The following is a 19,227-nucleotide window of genomic DNA, read 5'->3' as shown; positions in this document are numbered from 1 at the left end:
GTTGCCAAACTGCTCAAGATCATAATTTCACTTAAACTTTTCCGTCCTTTGCCAGCGGCCAAACCCTGGGAACGCGGCGGGCCAATGCCTGTAGCCAGTGACCGACCGGTCGTCATCGACAGGAGTTTCATCGGCTAATGCAAAGCTCGGTTTGCCCGGGCCTGCGGCGCACCCTAGAATGCCCCGATGCGCGATGATCTCTCCCTTCTGCTGAACTCCCTCAACGATGCCCAACGCCAGGCCGTAGCAGCCCCCGTTGGCCGTCAGTTGGTCCTGGCCGGTGCTGGCTCCGGTAAAACCCGAGTGCTGGTGCACCGTATCGCCTGGTTGATCCAGGTCGAAAACGCCTCGCCCCACTCCATTCTGTCGGTGACCTTCACCAACAAGGCCGCTGCCGAGATGCGTCATCGCATCGAGCAGTTGCTGGGGATCAACCCGGCCGGCATGTGGGTCGGCACTTTCCACGGCCTGGCGCACCGCTTGCTGCGGGCGCACTGGCAGGAAGCAGGCCTGAGCCAGACTTTCCAGATTCTCGACAGCGATGACCAGCAACGACTGGTCAAACGGGTGATCCGCGAACTCGGCCTCGACGAGCAACGCTGGCCGGCGCGTCAGGCGCAGTGGTTCATCAATGGCCAGAAAGACGAAGGCCTGCGTCCGCAACACATTCAGGCCAGCGGCGATTTGTACCTGGCGACCATGCGCGGCATCTATGAGGCCTATGAGGCGGCGTGCCAGCGTGCCGGCGTCATCGATTTCTCCGAACTGCTGCTGCGTGCCCTCGACCTGTGGCGCGATCACCCGGGCCTGCTGGCGCATTATCAAAAGCGCTTCCGCCATATTCTGGTGGACGAGTTCCAGGACACCAACGCCGTGCAGTACGCCTGGTTGCGCTTGCTTGGCAAGGGTGGCGACAGCCTGATGGTGGTCGGCGACGACGACCAGTCGATCTACGGCTGGCGCGGCGCGAAAATCGAGAACATTCATCAGTATTCTTCCGACTTCGCGGATTCGGTGACCATTCGTCTGGAGCAGAACTACCGCTCCACCGCCGGCATCCTCAAGGCCGCGAACGCCTTGATCGCCAACAATACCGGACGTCTGGGCAAAGAGCTGTGGACCGACGGCGGCGACGGCGAAGCGATCAATCTGTACGCCGCGTTCAACGAGCACGACGAAGCACGCTATGTTGTCGAAACCATCGAAAGCGCGCTGAAAACCGGCTTGGCCCGCAGCGATATCGCGATTCTGTACCGCTCCAACGCCCAGTCGCGCGTTCTCGAAGAAGCCTTGCTGCGTGAGCGCATTCCCTACCGCATTTATGGTGGCCAGCGCTTCTTCGAACGGGCGGAAATCAAGAACGCCATGGCGTACCTGCGTTTGCTCGAAGGTCGTGGCAACGATGCGGCGCTGGAGCGGGTAATCAACGTTCCAGCCCGTGGCATCGGTGAAAAAACCGTCGAAGCGATTCGCGACCATGCACGCCACAGCGATGTGTCGATGTGGGAAGCGATGCGCCAACTGGTCGCCAACAAAGGCCTGACCGGTCGCGCCGCCGGGGCGCTGGGTGCGTTTATCGAGCTGATCGAAAATCTCGCCGCCAAGTGCTTGGAAATGCCGCTGCATTTGATGACGCAAACCGTCATCGAGCAGTCCGGCCTGATCGCCTATCACGAAGCGGAAAAAGGCGAGAAAGGCCAGGCCCGGGTAGAAAACCTTGAGGAACTGGTCAGCGCCGCGCGCAACTTCGAGAACACCGAAGAGGACGAAGAGCTGACGCCACTGGCGGCGTTCCTCGGCCATGCTTCGCTGGAAGCCGGGGACACTCAGGCTGACGAACACGAAGACAGCATTCAGCTGATGACCCTGCACAGCGCCAAAGGCCTGGAATTCCCTTACGTGTTCCTCGTGGGCATGGAAGAAGGCCTGTTCCCGCACAAGATGAGCCTGGAAGAACCGGGGCGTCTCGAAGAAGAGCGGCGTCTGGCTTACGTGGGGATTACCCGGGCGATGCAGAATCTGGTGATGACCTATGCTGAAACCCGACGCCTGTACGGCAGCGAGACCTACAACAAGGTTTCGCGCTTCGTGCGCGAAGTACCGAAAGGCCTGATTCAGGAAGTGCGCTTGTCGAACAGCGTCAGCCGACCGTTCGGCGGCAATCAGTCGATGAGCGGCAGCAATCTGTTCAGCGGCAGCGAGATTCCGGAAACGGGTTTCAGCCTCGGTCAGGCGGTACGCCATTCGATCTTTGGTGACGGGGTGATCCTCAACTTCGAAGGCGCCGGCGCCCAGGCACGGGTGCAGGTGAATTTCAGCGAAGGCAGCAAATGGCTGATGCTCGGTTACGCCAAGCTGGAAGCGATCTGATACCAGTTTTGCTGTTTTTGTGGGAGCGAGCCTGCTCGCGAATGAAATCGCTGCGGTTTATCTGATAGACCGCGGTGCGGCTTTCGCGAGCAAGCTCGCTCCCACAGGGTTTGGTGTTCTGACCAACAATCCTGCGGAACCTATCTCCTTTTCCTACAGCCAAAAGTACACGCTCTTATTGCCTCGCGAAGCTGAACGCGACCTGTCAGGCAAAAGCCCGAAACACTCTCTCGCTAGCCAGTAACACTTCAGCTGTGCAACATGGCGCGCGTGTCTCCACAAACGGGAATTCCCTTTATGAAACGTTTTCTTAGCATCGCCATGGCGTTGTGCATCGGCCTGACGATGAGCCTCGACGCCAACGCCAAGCGCTTTGGTGGTGGCAAAAGCGCCGGCGCTGCGCCGACGCACCAGACCAGCCAGATGGCTCCTTCTTCTCCAGGTGTCGGCGGCGCCGCTGCGACCGCAGGTGCTGCCGGTGCCGCTGGCGCTGCTGCCAAGGCCGGCGGTGCTTCGAAATGGCTCGGCCCTCTGGCCGGTATCGCCGCCGGTGGCCTGCTCGCTTCCATGTTCATGGGCGGCGGCTTCCAGGGCATGCAGATCTTCGACATCCTGATCATGGCCGTGATCGCGTTCGTGATCTTCCGCTTCATCGCCGCGCGTCGACGCAAGCAGCAGGAGCAGTTCGCTCCGGCCGGCGCGCCGATGCAGCGTGAAGTGTTCGAGCAAAAGCCTGCCGCCATGGGTTCGATCTTCGGTGGTTCGGCTGCACCTGCTGCCGCCCGTCCGGTGATCAACGCGCCGGCCTGGTTCAACGAGCAGAACTTCCTTGAAGCTGCACGCAGCCACTTCCAGTCGCTGCAGCAGCACTGGGACGCCAACGAAATGGACAAGATCGCCGAGTTCGTGACCCCGCAAATGCTTGAGTTCCTCAAGCGTGAGCGTGCAGATCTGGGCGACGCGTTCCAGTCGACCTACATCGACAACCTCCAGGTACAACTGGACGGCGTGGATGACCGTGCCGACAAGACCATCGCCACTCTGACCTTCAGCGGTGTTTCGAAAACCTCGCGCTTCGACCAGGGCGAAGTGTTCAGCGAAAGCTGGAACATGGAACGTCCGCAGGGCGAGAACCAGCCTTGGCTGGTGGCCGGTATCCGCCAGAACGGCTGATCCCTTCCAGGCTTCACTTGCCGTAATAAAAAACCCCAGCCTCGGCTGGGGTTTTCTATTTCGCGGTTGCATCTATAGCGAGCTACTGTATAAACCGGCCCATATAAACCGCGCCATTCAAGCAAGAGGATCCCGGACGTGGAAGAAATCATCGAACAACTGCGTGAAGCCAACGAACCCGTGCCGGTTCCATTGGAGTTGCCTGACGAAGATCTGCTGGTCGAAATCGAAGAACAGCTGTTCATCGACATTCCGTTTGTCTTCAGAGAGTTTTTGCTGACCGTCAGCGATGTGGTTTACGGTAGCCTGGAGCCGGTAACTGTCACCGACCCGCAATCGCACACCTACTTGCCGGATGTCGCCGCCAACGCTTGGGATGCCGGCGTGGATCGCAGCCTGATTCCAATCTGCCAGGACGGCGATGATTACTACTGCGTCGAAGAAGACGGCACTGTGGTGCTGTGGCAGGCCGAAGAAGAGCTGATTGCCGAGGAAACCTGGGAGTCGGTGTGGCACTGGGCGCGAGACGTCTGGCTGGAAAGCTGATCCGCCAAACGCCCCAGATGGTCAATGCCCCGATGACTCCTTATGGTTGTCGAGGGTTTCCAGCAAGGCCACCTGCATCCGCGTATGCACGCGGATGAACCAGCGCCAGAGCAGCGCCGCCACGGCGGCCGCGACCACGGCGATCAGTACCAGCAACTTGTTGGTCGGCAAGATACTGGCCGACAAGGCTGCCAGCAGCAGGAAAATCACCAGCAGCGAGAGAATCGGGATCACTTCGGAGATCACCCGGCGCACTCGCTGTGTGTGACGCCCGGCCATCTCGGGCTTCACACCCATCTCCGCCAGCAGCATCGACAACGCCTTGAGCTTGCGATAAGCGGCGATCAGGAACGGCAACGACACCAACAATGCCCCGCCCCAGATCAACGCCTTCTGCCAGCTCGGATCGCTGATCCAGTCTTGCAGCCACAGCGAGATGCGTTCAGCGAAATACGCGCCGGCGAAGAAGATCGCAATCACCAGCGCCAGGTTGACGCCGACTTGCAGCAAGATCTTGCGAATGATTGACGCCAGCATTGCACTCTCGCCTTGCGGCTGAATGCTGCGCAGCCATTCGCCATACATGCCCAGCACGCGGCCGAGAGGCTTGGGCACAGCCGCGGACAACTTGATCGACAGCGGATCAGCCGCGCGGATCAGATACGGCGTCAGCAAAGTGGTAATCACCGACACCGCCACGGCGACCGGATAGAGGAAGTTACTGGTCACCTGCAACGTCATCCCGAGAGCGGCGATGATGAAGGAAAATTCGCCAATCTGTGACAGCCCCATCCCCACGCGCAGTGAGGTACGTCCGTCATTGCCGGCGATAAACGCTCCGAGACCGCAGGACAACATCTTGCCGAGTACAACGGCTACGGTGATCACCGCAATCGGCCACGCGTATTCGAGCAGAATCATCGGGTCGAGCATCAGCCCGATAGCGACAAAGAAGATCGCGCTGAACAGGTCGCGAACCGGCTCGATCAGACGCTCGATTTTTAGCAGTTGTCGCGACTCGGCCATGATCGCGCCGATCAGGAACGCACCGAGTACCATGCTGTATTCGAGTTTGACTACCAGCAGACAGAAGCCGAAACACAGGCCCAGCACGGTGATCAGCAGCATCTCGTTGCTTTCGAATTTGGCCACATAGGCCAGCAATCGCGGCACCAGCAGAATGCCGATGACCAGCGCGACGATCATGAACAGCGACAGTTTGCCAACCGTGGAAAACACTTCTCCGGAACTGACCGTGCCGCTGACGGCGATGCTTGAAAGCAGTGCGATGATGCCGATGCCGAGGATGTCTTCGACGATCAGCACGCCGAAGATCAACTGCGCAAAGCGCTCGTTTTTCATCTTCAGATCATTGAGGGCCTTGACGATGATGGTGGTCGAGGAGATCGCAAGAATCGCGCCGAGGAACAGCGAGTCCATGGTGTTCCAGTCGAACCAGCGGCCGATTTCATAGCCGATCCAGATCATCAGGACGATCTCGAGGAACGCCGCAATAAACGCCGTGGCGCCGACCTTGAACAGCTTGCGCAGGCTGAACTCCAGACCCAGGCAGAACATCAGGAAAATCACCCCGAGTTCGGCGAGGGTCTTGATGGTTTCTTCGTCGTGGATCAGACCGAACGGCGGGGTGTGCGGGCCGATGATGAAGCCGGCGACGATGTAACCGAGCACCACCGGCTGTTTGAAGCGATGAAACAACACGGTCACCACACCTGCGACCAACATGATCACTGCCAGGTCTTGAATAAAACTGATGGCATGCATGGCGTGGGCTCCTTGAATGACGAGGCTCGCGCACAGACGTCAGAAATGTCTGAGCGAGCTAGGTAAAAATCCGCTTTTGATGTGGGAATTGCCCTTGAGGCGGGCTTTTGCAGGGTAACACCGCGACTTCCGCCTGGAATGCGGTGCAATATAAGGAAACAGATCGATTCCGGCGTGACGGCGGCCAGTCGCCCGGCGTCCCGATAACGGTGCTTTTGAAAAGCGACCAGGCACCCGCAGAGGTGCTTCCAGCAATCAGCCTTGATCCGTGAGAACGTTATGGAACCCGGAAACGCCCAGCTGTCGATGACGGTACTGATGACCCCCGACATGGCCAACTTCTCTGGCAATGTCCACGGTGGCACCCTGCTCAAATACCTCGACGAAGTGGCCTACGCCTGCGCGAGCCGTTATGCCGGTCGCTACGTGGTGACGCTGTCGGTGGATCAGGTGATTTTTCGCGAGCCGATCCATGTCGGCGAACTGGTGACCTTCCTCGCGTCGGTCAACTACACCGGCAACACCTCAATGGAAGTCGGTATCAAAGTCGTTACCGAGAACATCCGCGAGCGCTCGGTGCGCCACACCAACAGTTGCTTCTTCACCATGGTCGCGGTGGATGACCAGCGTAAGCCGGCCGCCGTGCCGCCGCTGCAACCGCAGAACAGTGAAGACAAACGTCGTTACATGCAGGCGCAGCAGCGTCGGCAGATTCGTCAGGAGCTGGAGAAGCGCTATCAGGAGATCAAGGGCGACGCCTGATCAGTCTTTGAACTGATGCTGTCTGAGCTATAGCCTTCGCGAGCAAGCTCGCTCCCACACTGGACCTGTGGCGTACACAAAACCAAATGTGGGAGCGAGCTTGCTCGCGAATGGGGGCAGCGCGGTCTTATAGACTGATCGCCGTCGCCTCGAACTTCACCCGCGGATGCGCAATCCGGTCCTGCGCCCGCACCAGTTGCAGCTCATAGCTGGCGCAGGCTTGAGTTTCCAGCAGCACCTCATGCACCGCCGCCGCGGTGAATTCGAACGCCGCCACCAGACTGTCACCCAGCAGCACCCGCGCCAGGAACAGGCCGGATGTCAGATCGCCCACACCCACTGGCTGACGCGGGAACGCCAGCAACGGACGGCGCAGATGCCAGCTGCCTTCAGCCGTCACCAGTAGCATTTCAAAGCCATCGGCCGGTTTGCCCGGATAATCCAGATGCTTGACCAGTACTGCTTTCGGCCCGCGCGCCAGCAAGGCCCGCGCCATTGCCAGGCAATCGAACAGCGACTGCGGCTTGCGCCCGGAGAAGCTGTCCAGCTCCAACTGGTTCGGACACATGATGTCCGCCACGGCCGCCGCCTCATCCAACAGGAAATCACTGACCTCGGTCGGCACGCTGCAGCCCTTCTCCGGATGGCCCATCACCGGATCGCACAGATACAGCGCCTTCGGATTGACCGATTTGATGCGCTCGACGCCGCTGAGAATCGCCCGGCCCTGCGCCGCGCTGCCGAGGTAACCGGACAGCACCGCATCGCAATTGCCCAGCTCGCCAATCGCAGCAATCCCTTCGACCAGCTCGGGAATCTGTTGCGGTGCCAGCACTTCGCCGGCCCACTGACCGTACTGGGTGTGGTTGGAAAACTGCACGGTGTTGAGCGGCCAGACATTAACCCCGACCCGCTGCATCGGAAAAACCGCGGCGCTGTTGCCGGCGTGGCCGAACACCACATGGGACTGAATGGCGAGCAGATGAGGCGTACGTTTCATTCGGGTCATTCCGTAAAACGATTGAAATTCAAGCCGCGCAGTATGCGACGAAACGCAGCCTGTACGACAGACCAGCGACGCAGTTAAGCTGACGCTATCTTTTGGAGTTCGATGTTGATGCTGACCCTGGAAAACATCTTCGTGCTGATACTGTTCGCCGCTGCCGGCGCGTGGTTATGGCACAACCACGGCTTGCGCGAGCGCGCGCTGGAGCGGGTCAAACAGCATTGCCTGAACGTACGGGTCGAGTTGCTCGACGGCAACGTTGCCCTGAAGAAGATCGGTTTCATCAAGGACGCCAACGGTCGCCGACGACTGGCGCGGGTGTACAACTTTGAATTCACCGTGACCGGCGAAACCCGGCATAACGGCACCATCACCCAGTTTGGCGCGCACAGTGCGCAGATCGAACTGGCGCCCTACCCGGCACCGTTCGACGACACGCCGCCAGTAGTGGAAGTGCACAAGCCGCGGGCGGAAGTGATCGAGTTGAGCCAGTGGCGGCAAGAACATACGAAGTGGAAACCGTAAAAATCGCAGCCTTCGACAGCTTCTAAAGGGTGCACAAAAATCCCATGTAGGAGCTGCCGAAGGCTGCGATCTTTTGATCTAACCCTCCCGACACCCCAATAGCTCCCGCTGCAACACTTCAACACTCTGTGCCTCAGCGAAGATCAGCTCGAGTCGCGAATCTTTTCGCCATTCGCTGGCTTGCCAGATCAGTTCGGCATTATTCAGAGCATTAGCCGACACCCAACCCTCCGAGCTGTGGATAACCAGTTTCGCCCGCTGCCAATTGAGGCTGGCTAGCCAGTCAGCAATGTGCCGCTTGTCGAACGTCTGTCCAGGATGCCAACGCCAACCAATACTCCAGCCTCCCTCCTGCGCCTGACTCAGGCAAATCGGCAGCGTCGGATCAGTCCAGACGGCCGGCATTTGTCCTAATCCCTTGGGTACGGCCAAATTATCCACACCGTTGACCGCTTTTGCGGCTAGGCCCGGCAGTTCGCCCAGGCTTAGTTGCGCCTCTTGAGTCCAGACCAACGGCACTGCCGGCAACTGGCTGGCGATTTTTTCTCTGGCCCTGTCATCAAGGTTTTCAGCCTTGTTCAACAACAGCAGGCCAGCGGTTTCCAAGGCTTCTTGTTGCGCTACCGACAAGGCTTTCCCTGCCTGCAGCGCTTGAGCATCCAGCACCAGCACACACGGCTGCACCGCCAGCACACCTCGCCACGGCGCCTCATTCAACTGGCTAATCAGCTGCGCCGGATGCCCCAGCCCGGACGGTTCGATAAACAACCGATCCGGCTTCGCCTTGCGCAACAACCGCCCCAGGCCAATCTGAAACGGCGCGCCGTTGACGCAACACAGGCAGCCGCCGGCCACTTCGCCCAGTGCGATACCCTCGGCGTCACTCGTCAACAGGGCGGCGTCGAGGCCGATCTGGCCGAACTCGTTGATCAATACCGCCCAACGTTCACCTTCTGGACGCTGGGCCATGAGTTGGCGAATCAGGCTGGTTTTGCCGGCGCCCAAAGGGCCAGCAATGACATGGGTAGGAATGTTCTGCAACATGGCCGGGAGCTTTCTTGGGAGATTCAAAGATGCGTTGGAGGGGATGGTCGTTGCTGTTGGCGCTGCTGTCGAGTGAAGCATGGGCCCAGGCCTGCGTGGTGCACAGTCAGGGCGAGCGGCTCGACGTCAAAGTCTGTCAGCAGAACCGCAATATCCCGGAGAAACTGTTCAACGACGGTTTCTGCCAGCCGACGCTGGCCGGGCAGAAAGTCGAAGTGCAGTACGTCGATCAGTGCCCGAGCGGTGCATTTGGCGTGTGCAGCAACGCGCAAGTCGCCAATATGCCCTATCGCCAGGATATCCACTATTACGGCGTGGCCACGGATGCGGCGTATCTGCAACCGTACTGCGAAGGCCTGAGCCAGGGTAAGTGGCTCAAGCCTTGAGGCGTCAGCCGAGCCAGTCGAGGGTCAGTATCAGACGGCGCTGCCCCGCGTCCGGGTGCGGCGAGCGGTGGATCAGGCCAAAGCCTTCATTGCCGTGCCATTTCTCGCCTTTCAACAGCGCCACGTCGCCGCTGTTGAGTTGCTGGATTTGCACGTGGGGCTCGGCGTTGGCCTGCCCCAGCTGACTGCGATCCATCGCACCTTCCTTGAGCCATTGGCTGCCAACACCCGCATAAGTCGTGATCAGTCGCACCGGCACGTGATCGACATGGAAGCGTGGACACATGGCTTTATCCAGTACCCGCAGGCGCAGGCCCACGCGCTTTGCCCCCAGTAAGCAGGCGAATGCGCTGACCAGCCATTTCAGGTCGGCGATAAAGCCCTCGTAGCCTTCCAGATCACGGAAGCCTGATGCCACACCGGTGAGATCAGGCTCGGCGTCCTCATCCGGCAACTCAAGGCACAACGATTCCGCCAAGGGCTCATTGAGCGACAGCAGCAGGTGAGCGAACTCGCTGATGTGCAACGGCAGTTGGCGTTGCCAGACGGCGAGGTTGGTGTCGTCTTCGAGGATTCGCGTCAACGCTTTCGGTGTCGGACCTTGATGCTGATGGCGCGTACGGTTCTGCAGCAGCTTTAGCGCGAGCATCAGGCAGCCTCTTCGTGCCAAGGGCCGAACGGATCGGGCAACAATTGCCAGCCTTCGACACCGAGCGCCATTTCTTCATCGTTGAGCAGGCAGGCATCCAGTTCGGCTGAGAGCTGTAGGAAATCAATATTTTGACCGATAAACACCAGCTCCTGGCGGCAGTCTCCTACGCTCGACAGCCAGTTTTCCATGATCGCGGCGGTGCTTTCCTGATCTTGTGGCCACTGCTCCTTTGGCACGAAACGCCACCAGCGCCCGGCAAAACCGTGGCGCATCAAACCACCGGCTTGCGACCAGCTGCCGGCGTCGGTGGGTTTGCTCGCGAGCCAGAAGAAGCCTTTGGAGCGCAGCAATTTCCCGTTCAGCCAAGGACGATCGATAAAGCTGAAAAAGCGTTGCGGGTGAAAGGGCCGACGGGCGCGATAGGCTGTGGAGGCGATGCCGTACTCATCGGTTTCCGGCAGGTGTTCGCCGCGTAATTCCTGCAACCAACCCGGTGCCTGTGCGGCTCTCTCGAAGTCGAAACGCCCGGTGTTGAGGATTTTCTCCAGCGGCACCTCACCCATCACCATCGGGATGATTTCCGCTTGGGCGTTGAGACGCTGGAGGATCGCGATCAACTCCTCACGCTCGCGCTGGCTGATCAAGTCGATCTTGCTGATCAGCAACACGTCGGCGAACTCGATCTGTTCGATCAACAGATCGGTGATGGAGCGTTCGTCTTCTTCGCCAAGGATCTCGCCACGGGACGCGAGGCTTTCCGCTGCCTGGTAGTCCGGCAGGAAGTTCACACCGTCGACTACAGTGACCATGGTGTCCAGACGCGCGATGTCGGAGAGACTCTGGCCGTGCTCATCGCGGAAGGTAAACGTCTCTGCCACGGGCAACGGCTCGGAAATCCCGGTGGATTCGATCAGGAGATAATCGAAGCGATTTTCACGGGCCAGCTTGCTGACCTCTTCCAGCAGGTCTTCGCGTAACGTACAGCAGATGCAGCCGTTACTCATTTCGACTATTTTTTCTTCGGCGCGGTTCAGGCTGACATCACGCTGGACTTCGCTGCCATCAATGTTGATCTCGCTCATATCATTAACGATAACAGCCACGCGCAAACCCTCTCGATTACGTAGTACGTAATTCAAAAGTGTACTTTTTCCGGCGCCGAGAAATCCTGAAAGTACGGTGACGGGCAACTCTGCTGACATTGGATAATCCTCTTCGGATGGCGACCAATTTGCGCTTTTGCTTGCGCAGGGCGTTTTGCGCTTCCCACTGTGAATTGCGTAGCAAACAAACGCTTTGAAGTTGGCCTGCCCAGGCTTAATTCGAATTAATGTTATAGTATAACAATAAGAACAAACCAGCCTTCTCTTGTCTTGATCGACAAAGAGTTGGAAGCTGTGCCAATACCGAGCCCGGAAATCACCATGGAAAATGCGCTGAAATGCTCGATCTTGAGCCTTGGGCTGTTGCTGGCTGGTAACGCTTTTGCGCAATTGCCAGCGCTAGCCAGCTGCACACGCAGCGCCAACTTGCTGGCGTGTGTCGACGCCGATGGCAATGCCTATAGCGTCAATACCGTCGGCAACACCCTCTATCTGCGCGGTTTTGAGAAGAATGGCCAACGTTATTGGGCGCAGACCAACAGCCGTTTCGGCCAATTGACCTTCTTCACTGGGATCGCCACTGATGGCGAAGCCTGGGTTGGCTACACCCGACGTGTCGGCTGGACGACCATCAATCGTTTCTCCAGCTCGGGCGGCAGCAGCGCAAAATTCACCTGCAGCCGCATTACCGGCTGTTAAACCTGGGTGTTTTTCTGCGCCTGCTGCCAGGCAAGGTAGCTGTCGATGGGCGGATTCTTTGCAAAATAATGCTGCAATCCTTCAAACAAACCGTTGGCCACAGCCTGCTGATGTCGCGCAGTAACCAGCCGTTGACTGTCGCGCGCATTGGAAATGAAGCCGGTCTCCACCAGAATTGAAGGTACGTCTGGCGATTTCAGGACCGCGAATCCTGCCTGTTCCACACGCTTCTGATGCAGCGTAGTGATGCCGGCCAGACTGCCAAGTACCGTGCTGCCCAACTGCAGACTGGCAGCGATCGTCGCATTCATCGACATGTCGAGAATCACCCCCGCCAGCATCGGATCCTTATCTTTCAGGTTGAGTAGACTGGTGGCGCCGAGCAGATCCGCACCATTCTCGCGCTGCGCCATGAAGCGCGCCGTCGCCGATGTCGCACCGCCCTCAGACAGGCAATAGACCGACGCGCCGGAAGCAGTCAGACGCGGCGCTGCATCGGCATGCACTGAGATAAACATGTCCGCCTTATGCTGACGCGCGATCTCCACGCGCTTGCGCAACGGCACGAAAAAGTCGTCATTGCGCACCAGTTTTACATCGAAGCCCCTCTCTTTTTTCAGGCGTTTGGCGAGCAGTTGCGCAATGGCAAGCACCACATCCTTTTCCCTTTCGCCCTTGGCACCGACAGCACCGGGATCCTTTCCGCCGTGCCCAGGGTCAACGACAACAATGATGTCTCGTCTGGGATGCGCTTTCAGCGCAGGTGTTTCACGTGGAACCATTGGCGTATTTGGCGTTGATTTGGCGCTAACCAGATCCAGAACCAAGCGATGGCCCTGGCCGTCCTGCGGCGCCAAAAGGAAGCTGTTCAACAGCACCGGACTGCTCAGATCCAGAACAATCCGTGTGTCACCGTGACCAAAAGGCCCGGAGCGAATCGAACGAATCACCGTTCCATTTAGCGCGAGCTGACGGAAATCTGCGCCAACGCTCGCACTGGACACATCAATTATCAGACGTTCCGGGGCCGTTAGCGTGAAGGTTTTATAGCGCACCGGGCCGCTTAGATCGAACACCAATCGCAGCTTTTCATCCGAGCGCCATAGGCGCGCATTACGAATTTGCGTAGCTGAAACACTGAAAGGGAGGGCAAGGGCCGCGCTGGCCAGGATCAGATTAAGCAAGTGGCGTCTGTGCATATGAAAGCCTGTTCATGAAAAAGGCATCGTGATTTGAATTGTTATAATGTAACATCAAATTCAATCAACACGACGGTCCCGAACATGAATTCGATGACACTTCCGGATATCGCCGCGCAGGCCGCACGCCAAACTTTGCCACTCGAATGGGTGGGCATGCGCGGCATTGCGTTACCTGTTTTGTTAGAGGGTCAGCGCTTGAGCGCCAAGGCTGATGCGGGTGTCAGTCTTGATGATGGCGAGGCGCGTGGCATTCACATGTCGCGGCTGTATCTGGCCTTGGAAGCACTCGAACAGAAGAACCTGTCCCCAGCGCTACTGCATCAGGTGCTCAAGGATTTCCTGCAAAGCCACGAAGGTCTATCCACCCGCGCCTACCTGAATATCCACACCGATTTGCTGCTAAAGAGGTCAGCGCTGATCAGCCCATTGGCCGGCTGGAAGTCATATCCCGCGAGCATTTTCGCCAGCCTGATAAATGAAGTGTTCCACGTGGAACTCAAAATCGAAGTGCCCTACTCCTCAACTTGCCCTTGCTCGGCAGCCTTGGCGCGACAGTTGATCCAGCAGAAATTCATCGCCGACTTCGCCAACAAAGCTCTACAACACGCCGACGTTCTGGCATGGCTTGGCTCGACCCAAGGCATCCTTGCCACGCCTCACAGCCAACGCAGCACAGCACAATTGCACCTTCACCTCAACGACTTCATTGATGAGTTTCCTCTTAGCGTGATCATCAATGACGCTGAAGCTGCCCTCGGCACCGCCGTACAAACCGCCGTGAAACGCGCAGACGAACAAGCCTTCGCCCTCGCCAACGGGCAGAACCTGATGTTCTGCGAAGACGCGGCACGCCGTCTGAATCTGGCCCTGCGACGTACTCCCGGTATCAGCGCATTTCAACTGCGAGTGATCCACGCCGAAAGTCTGCACGCTCACGACGCCGTCGCCGAAAGCCATTGGCAGCGTGAGCAAGCATGATCCGCTGCCAATCCCTGAGTTGGGGTGCGCCCGGCCAACCACTGACCGTGCCCCTGGACCTTGAACTCGACAGCGGCAGCCTGACGGCAATCATCGGTGCCAACGGCTGTGGCAAAAGCAGCCTGCTGAAAGTGATCGCTGGAATACAAAAGCCATTGGCAGGCAATGTCGGGCTGAGTGTCCCACGTCAAAGCGGATTGTCCTTTCTGCCCCAGCAACAGCATCTGGATCGCCAATTCCCCATCAGCCTTGAAGATCTGGTCGCCGCCGGTTTCTGGGGACGCAGGCTCTCGACTCAACTACGAAGCCAGCGCCTGAAAGACGCACTGGCGAACTGGCACCTGAGCGGACTCGAGCAACGCCCACTCATGGCCCTGTCCGGTGGCGAACTGCAACGCGCCCTGCTCGCTCGACTGAGCCTGACCGACGCGCCGGTGCTGCTGCTCGACGAGCCCCACGCCGCACTCGATGAACTCGGTCAGCAGTTGCTCTGGCAGCACATCCACGCCTGGCACGGCGAAGGTCGGACACTGGTCGTCGTGTGTCACGACCTCGCCGCCGTACGCCAACACATCCCGAAAACGTTGCTGATCAAAAACCGCGACTGCCTGTTTGGTGCAAGCGCAGAACTCATTCAGCAAACACCTCACACACAGGTGGCCTGATGCTCACCGTCGCCCACCTCTGGCAACCATTTAATGAGTTCGTGTTCATGCGCCGTGCCCTGCTCGGCGGACTGGTATTGGCGTGCAGCACCGCCCCCCTCGGCGTGTTCTTGATCCTGCGACGGATGAGCCTGATTGGTGACGCCGTGGCCCACGGTATCCTTCCCGGCGCGGCATTGGGCTTCTGGTTTGCCGGACTGAGCCTGCCCGCGCTAACGCTGGGAGGCTTGGCCGCCGGTTTGAGCATGGCTGGTCTCGCCGCCTGGATCACCCGTCGCACGGGCCTGCGCGAAGACGCCAGTCTCGCTGCGATCTATCCGATCTCGCTGGCCAGTGGCGTACTCATCCTCGGCATCGCCGGCAAACGCCTCGACCTGTTGCACCTGCTGTTCGGCTCGGCACTGGCCGTCGATGGTCCGACCCTCACCGGCATGATGTGGGTTTCGGGATTCAGCCTGCTCGCCATGGTGCTGATCTACAAACCGCTGCTGCTCGACACCCTCGACCCGTTGTTCTTGAGTACCGTCAGCCGCCTCGGCCCACTCGCCCATGGCGTGTTCCTGACGCTGGTCGTACTCAATCTGGTGATCGGTTTCCAGGCCATCGGCGCGCTGATGGTGGTCGGCCTGATGATGCTTCCCGCTGCGGCTTCGCGATTCTGGAGCCGCCGGCTGCCGACACTGATTGCCATCGCGGCCGTCATCGGTTGCCTCTCGGTCTGGTTCGGCTTGCTGCTGTCGTTCTACTACTCGTTGCCGAGCGGCCCGGCCATCGTGCTGATCGCCGGCCTTGGCTATCTGTTGTCCGTGGTGTTCGGGCCGGTGCACGGTCTGTTGCGCCGCCCGCCTTTGCTCACATCCCAATGAGGTGTTTCCCGATGCGCGCTCTACTCGTGCTGTTCAGCCTGATGCTGTCGATGTCATTGTCGGCCGCGGAAAAACTGCCCGTGGTCACCAGCTTCAGCATCCTCGCCGACATGGTCCATCAGGTCGGCGGCGAACATGTCCAGATCACCAACATGGTTGGACCGGACGCTGACGCTCACACTTACGAGCCGACGCCAGACGATGCCAAAGCCCTTCTGAAGGCCAAACTGATCGTCAAGAATGGCTTGGGTTTCGAGCCATGGCTGGATCGTCTGGTCACCAGTACCGAGACCAAAGCCACGGTCATCAGTGCCAGTCACGGCGTGATTCCACGCTCGCTGGATGAGGACGGCGAAACCGTTCCCGACCCGCATGCCTGGCACAATCTGGCGAACGCCGAGTTGTACGTCGCCAATATCACCAAAGCACTGATCGCTGCGGATCCCGCGAACAAAGCCGACTACGATCGCAACAGCAAAACCTACCTGAAGCAGATCTACGCCCTGCTCGCCGAAGCCAAAGCCAAACTCGGTGCGCTGCCACCGGGCAACCGCAAGATCGTTACCAGCCATGATGCTTTTGGTTATCTCGGTCAGGCCTACGGTATCGACTTCATGGCACCGCAAGGCCTGTCCACCGAACGCGACCCCTCGGCTGCCGAAGTCGCCGCTCTGATAACCCAGATTCGCCAGGCCCACGTCAAAGCGGTGTTCATGGAAAACATCAAGGACGCACGCCTGCTCAAACAGATCGCTGACGAAAGCGGCGCGCACATTGGCGGCACGCTGTACTCGGATGCCCTCGCTGCCAGCGGTCCCGCCAGTACCTTCACCGGTCTGTTCGAATACAACCTCAACACTCTTTACGACGCACTGAGCCAACCATGATCCGCAAGAATCCTTCAGGTGATCTGCCCCACATTGCCGAGTCGGCCTACGTCGATAAAACCGCGATCATCTGCGGCAAAGTGGTAATCGGCGAGAACGTCTTCGTTGGCCCCTATGCAGTCATTCGCGCCGACGAAGTGGACGCCTCAGGCGAGATGGAGCCGATCATCATCGGCGCCAATTCGAATATCCAGGACGGCGTGGTCATCCATTCCAAATCCGGCGCGGCAGTGACCATCGGTGAGTACAGTTCCATCGCCCACCGCTCGATCGTGCACGGCCCCTGCGTCGTCGGTGATCGAGTGTTCATCGGTTTCAACAGCGTCCTGTTCAACTGCGTCGTCGGCAACGGTTGTGTGGTGCGGCACAACTCGGTGGTCGACGGTCGGGATTTGCCGGACGCCTTCTATGTGCCTTCGACGACTCGCATCGGCCCGAACACCGACCTCTCGCAATTTCCACCGGTGAGCATCAGCGCCTCGGAGTTTTCCGAAGACGTGGCGCGCACCAACGTCGACCTGGTGCGCGGCTACAAAGCCTTGCAGAACGAGTTCTGAACCATGAGCAGCGTGCTGATTCGCAACGCAAGGCTGGTCAACGAAGGACGCGAGTTCGACGGCGATCTGTTGGTCAGCAATGGGCGCATCGTCAAGATTGCCCGCAGCATCGAAGGCGAAAACGCCAAGGTGGAAATCGACGCGAAGGGCCAATGGCTGCTGCCGGGGATGATCGACGACCAAGTGCATTTTCGTGAGCCTGGTGCGCCAGCCAAGGGCAGCATTCATACCGAGTCGCGGGCGGCGGTCGCCGGTGGCATCACCAGTTTTATGGACATGCCGAATACAAACCCGGCCACTCTCACCCTCGAAGCGTTGGCGGAAAAAAAGCGCCGGGCTGCGATCAACTCCGTGGCCAACTACGGGTTTCACTTTGGCGTGAGCCAGGACAACCTCGATGCAGTGGCGGCGCTCAATCCGTGTGAAGTCGCCGGGGTGAAAGTGTTCATGGGCGCATCGACCGGCAACATGCTGGTGGACGATCCGAAGATCCTCGAGCGACTGTTCGCCGAGGTGCCGACGATCCTCTTGGCTCACTGCGAGCACACGCCCAGCATCAACGCCAATGCCGCCAACTTGCATGAGCTGTTCGGTGATCGTTTGCCCCCGGCTGCCCATGCGTTGATCCGTAATGCCGTGACCTGTTATCGCTCTTCTTCAATGGCGGTTGATCTGGCGAAACGTCACGGCACGCGCCTGCATGTTTTGCACCTGACCACGGCGCGTGAAGTGGCGTTGTTCGAGGACAAACCGCTGGCGCAAAAACACATCACGGCGGAAGTTTGCCTGCACCATTTGCTGTTTGATGATCGCGACTATCCCCACCTCGGCAACCTGATCAAATGCAATCCGGCGATCAAAACCCAATCCGATCGCGATGCACTACGCGCGGCACTGAACAGCAATCGACTCGATGTGATCGGCAGTGACCATGCACCGCATACCTGGGCTGAAAAACAGCGACCTTATGCGCAGGCACCTGCGGGTTTACCATTGGTGCAGCACGCTTTACCGGCACTGCTGGAGTTGGTGGCGGACGATGTGCTGCCAATCACTACGCTGGTGGCGAAGACCAGCCACAGAGTCGCGGATCTTTTTGCGATTCCCGATCGTGGGTATCTACGTGAGGGCTACTGGGCGGATCTGGTGCTGGTTGAGGCGCAGACGCTGGAGGTCGATCGGCAACCGATTCTGTCGCAGTGCGGATGGACGCCGTTTGCCGGGCGCAGCTTTCGGAACCGGGTGAATGCGACGATGGTGTCGGGGCAGATTGCCTGGCGGGAGGGTCAGGTGAACGAGGGATGTCGGGGGCTGGCGCTGAGGTTTATGCGCTGAATACGAAGACGCTTTCGCGAGCAGGCTCCCACATTAGACTGCATTTCAAAGGTGGGAGCGACGGAGCGACGATTCGACCTGCTCGCGAAGCTTTTAAGCTCTTGGCTTCACAGCGCCGCAGTCCTGACCCAACCAAACCGCGCGAGTCTCCAGACTGCCCTTCTGATTGATCCCGATCGCATTGAACGTGCCGTTAGCCACGGTGGTGAATTCACGATCACTGAGGAACGTCGCCACCCCGGTACCCTGCGCTTTCGGGCAACTGAAACGGAATTTCCACTGGTTGCCGGTGCGATCGGTAATCTGCTGTTTGCAGCCCGATTGCGGGTCGGCCAATGGAATATCGTTGGTCGCCACCTGCTCCGGCGTCAGACAGGCACGAATGCCCTTGCCGCCGATATTGATCCCGTTCTTCTCCAGCGCAGCACGCTGTTGCGGGGTCATCTGGCCTTGCAACTGGCCGAGGATCGATTGCACATCCATCGGCTGGTCATCGACCTTGACGTTGCTCGATGTCATTTCCCACAGCCCCGGCTGCAGCATCTGCGCCTGCGCAACCACCGGCAATGCCAAACCCAGGCCCAGCGCCAAACCCAGCAGACGAACGTTCATCGAAAAACTCCTGATCAGTAGTGGCCGTTAGACGTCGGCCGATTGCTTCGGTTCATGCACCAATTAAATAGCGA

At 59.0% G+C, this 19,227-nt stretch carries 20 protein-coding genes; 13 read left to right on the top strand and 7 right to left on the bottom strand.

The genetic code is table 11. From position 1 onward, the window contains the following. Positions 1-186: 186 nt before the first annotated feature. From uvrD to AC0ZWN_RS09555, 3 genes are all read left to right on the top strand, one after another. Entirely contained in the window at positions 187-2,370 is a 2,184-nt protein-coding gene (gene uvrD, locus AC0ZWN_RS09565) for a DNA helicase II (RefSeq protein ID WP_476334849.1), read from the top strand. A 297-nt stretch (positions 2,371-2,667) separates the two neighbouring features. Next, positions 2,668-3,543, top strand: a complete 876-nt coding sequence (locus tag AC0ZWN_RS09560; protein ID WP_038359440.1) for a Tim44 domain-containing protein — start codon at positions 2,668-2,670, stop codon at positions 3,541-3,543. A gap of 138 nt (positions 3,544-3,681) precedes the next feature. Next, positions 3,682-4,089 carry an SMI1/KNR4 family protein gene (locus AC0ZWN_RS09555; protein ID WP_003187120.1) on the top strand — a complete coding sequence of 136 codons (408 nt, stop codon included), beginning with the start codon at positions 3,682-3,684 and terminating at the stop codon, positions 4,087-4,089. Between the two features lie 21 nt (positions 4,090-4,110). Here AC0ZWN_RS09555 and AC0ZWN_RS09550 read toward each other — a convergent pair whose 3' ends face one another. After that, positions 4,111-5,874, bottom strand: a complete 1,764-nt coding sequence (locus tag AC0ZWN_RS09550) for a cation:proton antiporter (RefSeq protein WP_476334848.1) — start codon at positions 5,872-5,874, stop codon at positions 4,111-4,113. A 279-nt stretch (positions 5,875-6,153) separates the two neighbouring features. Between AC0ZWN_RS09550 and AC0ZWN_RS09545 the strand changes: the two genes are divergently transcribed. Further along, positions 6,154-6,636, top strand: a complete 483-nt coding sequence (locus tag AC0ZWN_RS09545; protein WP_003229693.1) for an acyl-CoA thioesterase — start codon at positions 6,154-6,156, stop codon at positions 6,634-6,636. A 127-nt stretch (positions 6,637-6,763) separates the two neighbouring features. Here the strand turns inward: AC0ZWN_RS09545 and pdxY are convergent, their stop codons facing one another. Further along, a complete protein-coding gene (pdxY, locus tag AC0ZWN_RS09540; RefSeq protein ID WP_422608980.1) occupies positions 6,764-7,636 on the bottom strand; it encodes a pyridoxal kinase PdxY in 873 nt (290 codons plus the stop codon). Positions 7,637-7,753: 117 nt separating this feature from the next. Here pdxY and AC0ZWN_RS09535 point away from each other — a divergent pair, with 117 nt between their 5' ends. After that, positions 7,754-8,167: a DUF3301 domain-containing protein gene (locus AC0ZWN_RS09535; protein WP_026000521.1), complete on the top strand. Its 414-nt coding sequence runs from the start codon at positions 7,754-7,756 to the stop codon at positions 8,165-8,167. Positions 8,168-8,245: 78 nt separating this feature from the next. Here the strand turns inward: AC0ZWN_RS09535 and AC0ZWN_RS09530 are convergent, their stop codons facing one another. Further along, positions 8,246-9,211, bottom strand: a complete 966-nt coding sequence (locus AC0ZWN_RS09530; protein WP_476334847.1) for a CobW family GTP-binding protein — start codon at positions 9,209-9,211, stop codon at positions 8,246-8,248. Between the two features lie 29 nt (positions 9,212-9,240). On the opposite strand from AC0ZWN_RS09530, the gene AC0ZWN_RS09525 reads away from it, so the two are divergent. After that, positions 9,241-9,597 carry an NADH:ubiquinone oxidoreductase gene (locus AC0ZWN_RS09525; protein ID WP_099757562.1) on the top strand — a complete coding sequence of 119 codons (357 nt, stop codon included), beginning with the start codon at positions 9,241-9,243 and terminating at the stop codon, positions 9,595-9,597. A gap of 4 nt (positions 9,598-9,601) precedes the next feature. On the opposite strand, the gene AC0ZWN_RS09520 is transcribed toward AC0ZWN_RS09525, so the two are convergent. Beyond that, on the bottom strand, positions 9,602-10,246 hold the full coding sequence (locus tag AC0ZWN_RS09520; protein ID WP_099757563.1) for a DUF1826 domain-containing protein: 645 nt from the start codon (positions 10,244-10,246) through the stop codon (positions 9,602-9,604). Beyond that, on the bottom strand, positions 10,246-11,451 hold the full coding sequence (gene zigA, locus AC0ZWN_RS09515) for a zinc metallochaperone GTPase ZigA (protein WP_476334845.1): 1,206 nt from the start codon (positions 11,449-11,451) through the stop codon (positions 10,246-10,248). The genes AC0ZWN_RS09520 and zigA overlap by 1 nt, the downstream gene beginning before the upstream one ends. 222 nt (positions 11,452-11,673) lie before the next feature. Here zigA and AC0ZWN_RS09510 point away from each other — a divergent pair, with 222 nt between their 5' ends. Next, positions 11,674-12,051 (top strand): glutamine synthetase, encoded by a 378-nt coding sequence (locus tag AC0ZWN_RS09510; RefSeq protein ID WP_476334844.1) that lies wholly within the window; start codon positions 11,674-11,676, stop codon positions 12,049-12,051. Here the strand turns inward: AC0ZWN_RS09510 and AC0ZWN_RS09505 are convergent. Then, complete coding sequence (locus AC0ZWN_RS09505) at positions 12,048-13,250, bottom strand: N-acetylmuramoyl-L-alanine amidase (protein WP_476334842.1); 1,203 nt, start codon at positions 13,248-13,250, stop codon at positions 12,048-12,050. The two genes, AC0ZWN_RS09510 and AC0ZWN_RS09505, sit on opposite strands and share 4 nt — an antisense overlap. 84 nt (positions 13,251-13,334) lie before the next feature. On the opposite strand from AC0ZWN_RS09505, the gene folE2 reads away from it, so the two are divergent. Genes folE2 through AC0ZWN_RS09475 form a run of 6 tightly spaced genes read left to right on the top strand, consistent with a single transcriptional unit; the run spans position 13,335 to position 18,541 of the window. Continuing rightward, positions 13,335-14,231, top strand: coding sequence for a GTP cyclohydrolase FolE2 (folE2, locus tag AC0ZWN_RS09500; protein WP_476334841.1), 897 nt, complete (start codon positions 13,335-13,337; stop codon positions 14,229-14,231). Beyond that, the gene (locus AC0ZWN_RS09495) at positions 14,228-14,896 is read left to right on the top strand and encodes a metal ABC transporter ATP-binding protein (protein WP_476334840.1); all 669 of its coding nucleotides are present in this window, start codon (positions 14,228-14,230) and stop codon (positions 14,894-14,896) included. The genes folE2 and AC0ZWN_RS09495 overlap by 4 nt, the downstream gene beginning before the upstream one ends. After that, a complete protein-coding gene (locus AC0ZWN_RS09490; RefSeq protein WP_476334839.1) occupies positions 14,896-15,762 on the top strand; it encodes a metal ABC transporter permease in 867 nt (288 codons plus the stop codon). The genes AC0ZWN_RS09495 and AC0ZWN_RS09490 overlap by 1 nt, the downstream gene beginning before the upstream one ends. 11 nt (positions 15,763-15,773) lie before the next feature. Continuing rightward, entirely contained in the window at positions 15,774-16,649 is an 876-nt protein-coding gene (locus tag AC0ZWN_RS09485; RefSeq protein WP_186620265.1) for a metal ABC transporter substrate-binding protein, read from the top strand. Then, positions 16,646-17,206 (top strand): gamma carbonic anhydrase family protein, encoded by a 561-nt coding sequence (locus AC0ZWN_RS09480; RefSeq protein ID WP_250605601.1) that lies wholly within the window; start codon positions 16,646-16,648, stop codon positions 17,204-17,206. The genes AC0ZWN_RS09485 and AC0ZWN_RS09480 overlap by 4 nt, the downstream gene beginning before the upstream one ends. A 3-nt stretch (positions 17,207-17,209) precedes the next feature. Beyond that, entirely contained in the window at positions 17,210-18,541 is a 1,332-nt protein-coding gene (locus AC0ZWN_RS09475) for a dihydroorotase (RefSeq protein WP_476334837.1), read from the top strand. Between the two features lie 93 nt (positions 18,542-18,634). Here the strand turns inward: AC0ZWN_RS09475 and AC0ZWN_RS09470 are convergent, their stop codons facing one another. Further along, on the bottom strand, positions 18,635-19,153 hold the full coding sequence (locus AC0ZWN_RS09470; RefSeq protein ID WP_034152149.1) for a DUF3617 domain-containing protein: 519 nt from the start codon (positions 19,151-19,153) through the stop codon (positions 18,635-18,637). Positions 19,154-19,227: the final 74 nt, after the last annotated feature.

The sequence above is a fragment of the Pseudomonas sp. 3B-A001-10F genome (assembly GCF_056313565.1).
The sequence above is the reverse complement of the archived record's forward strand: the minus strand, read 5'-3'. Positions and strand labels throughout refer to the sequence as shown.